The 1,957-nt window shown below is 66.3% G+C and carries 3 protein-coding genes; all 3 read right to left on the bottom strand.

Annotated features, from left to right (window positions below; genetic code table 11):
• A partial coding sequence (locus tag EOA27_RS34125; RefSeq protein WP_145970746.1) for a helix-turn-helix transcriptional regulator occupies positions 1 to 250 on the bottom strand: 250 nt, incomplete at its 3' end.
• Positions 251 to 304: 54 nt separating this feature from the next.
• On the bottom strand, positions 305 to 829 hold the full coding sequence (locus EOA27_RS34120) for a Smr/MutS family protein (RefSeq protein WP_126080343.1): 525 nt from the start codon (positions 827 to 829) through the stop codon (positions 305 to 307).
• Complete coding sequence (locus tag EOA27_RS34115; protein WP_126080344.1) at positions 826 to 1,929, bottom strand: murein transglycosylase A; 1,104 nt, start codon at positions 1,927 to 1,929, stop codon at positions 826 to 828. Before EOA27_RS34115 ends, EOA27_RS34120 begins: the two co-directional genes overlap by 4 nt.
• Positions 1,930 to 1,957 lie beyond the last annotated feature (28 nt).

Raw genomic sequence — 1,957 nt, 5'->3', positions numbered from 1 at the left:
GGCCGGACGTGTCGATCCTGACCCTCGGGTGCGAGCTTTCGGCAAGGCGGGCGAGGTCCTCGGCATCGTCCCAGATGATATTGAAATAGCCGATGATCTTCTGGATCAGCGTCCAGGTCGGCGCGCCGCGGCGGCCGTGCTCGAGCGCCGACAGATAGGCGGCGCTGACGCCGATCGCCTCGGCCATCGCCTTCTGGCTGACGCCGCGCTCGGCGCGCAGCGCCCTGAGCTTCTCGCCGAACGGAGTCATGTCGACCTGCTCATCACCAGGCCCCTCATTGCCGAGCCGCTCATTGCGAGCTCCTCATGGGCGCGTCCGCCGCAGCCGCACATAGAGCGCGCCCGAGCCGCCATGGTTGCGGGCGGCGTGATCGTGGCTGGAGACGAGATGGCGGAAGGCCGGGGTCGACAGCCAGGCCGGCACGGCGCGGCGCAGGATGCCGTCGCCGCCCGAGGACGACCCCTTGCCGGTGATGATCAGAACATAGCGGATGCCGCCGGCATGCGCCCGATGCAGGAAGGCGAGCAGCAGCGAATAGGCCTCGTCCTGCGTCATGCCGTGCAGGTCGACGCGGCCTTCGATCGGCAGCCGGCCTTTTTTCAGCTTGTGCAGCGTCTGGTCATCGAGCGAATGCGAGACATGCGGCGTCTTCGGTTTTGCCGCGACGGGCGGGACACCGTTGACGGAAGCGGCGGCCGGCGTCGGCTTGGGCTCGATAATTTCGGGAATCTCGACCGCGGCCTTGCGTTTCAACGGCCGGGCCGAACGCGCCACCAGGTTCCACAGGATGCGGTCGTCGTCGCTGAGATGGTCGTCGCGGCGGCTCACCGGGTCGCTCCATTCAGAAGCCCACGCGGAACCAACGCATAGAAATCGGCCGCATTGCGGACCACGCCGGCGATCTCGCCAGCGGCGTCGCCCGAGCCGGCGAAGAGGTCGCCGCGCGCCGGCCCGGTGATGGCCGAGCCGGTGTCCTGCGCGATCATCAGCCGCCGGAACGGTTTTTCATCGAAGGCGGTGAGCGTCGGCGCGTCGATATAGAAGGGCGTGCCGAATGTGTGCAGCAGGCGATCGACCGCGACCGAGCGCCCCGGCGTCAGCGGCACCTTGGCGGCGGCGATCGGCCCAAGCGCGGCATCGTCGACTGCAGCCTCGCGGAAGAAGATGTAGGAGCGGTTCTGCCAGAGGATCTCGTCGACGCGGCTAGGATGCGCCTCGAACCAGGCGCGGATCGACTGCATCGTCACCTTTTCCAGCGGGATCTCGCCGAGCTCGCTCAGAATCTTGCCCGGGCCAATGAAGCGCTGTCCTGATTTCGCGGCATAGGTGACGCGGGCGAGCCTGCCGTCGGTCATCTTCAGCCTAGCTGCGCCCTGCACATGGATGAAGAAGGCATCGACCTTTTCGGCGAGCCAGGCAATCTCGAGATTTTGGCCTAAGAGCGCACCGCGCTCGATTTCGCCGCGGTCGAAATATTCGACCGGAGCATTATCCGTCCGACGGGCGAAGGCCAGATAAGGATCCATGCCGGCCGGCCGGTTGCCGTCGTCGATGTCGATCAGATCGGCGGGGCGGGACAGCAGTGGCACTACGAACCGCTCCGTCCTGACCGGCGACGCCTCGACCTCCGGCTCGTAGAAGCCGGTGACGAGGCCCGAGCCGTTTTCGGCGCTCACCAGCATCGGCACGAAATGCCGCTCGAAGAAGGACCGCGCCTCGGACCGATTCGGCGCCGAAACGGCGCGGGCCTCAGCATAGGCCTCGGCAAAGGCATTGAAATCGACCCCGAGCGAGCCGGTGCGATAGGGTTTTACGGGTGCATGAAGGGCCGAGCGGCGAAAGGCCGCGAAAGCCGCAGCATGGTCGTCCTCGCCCCAGCCGGGCAGGTCATCAAAAGATTTTTCGTTGAATATGGGAGAGAGCGGCACGACCGAGCCCCGCCGCTTGATCTCAATC

This window comes from Mesorhizobium sp. M2A.F.Ca.ET.037.01.1.1 (assembly GCF_003998075.1).
Lineage (GTDB): Bacteria > Pseudomonadota > Alphaproteobacteria > Rhizobiales > Rhizobiaceae > Mesorhizobium.
The sequence above is the reverse complement of the archived record's forward strand: the minus strand, read 5'-3'. Positions and strand labels throughout refer to the sequence as shown.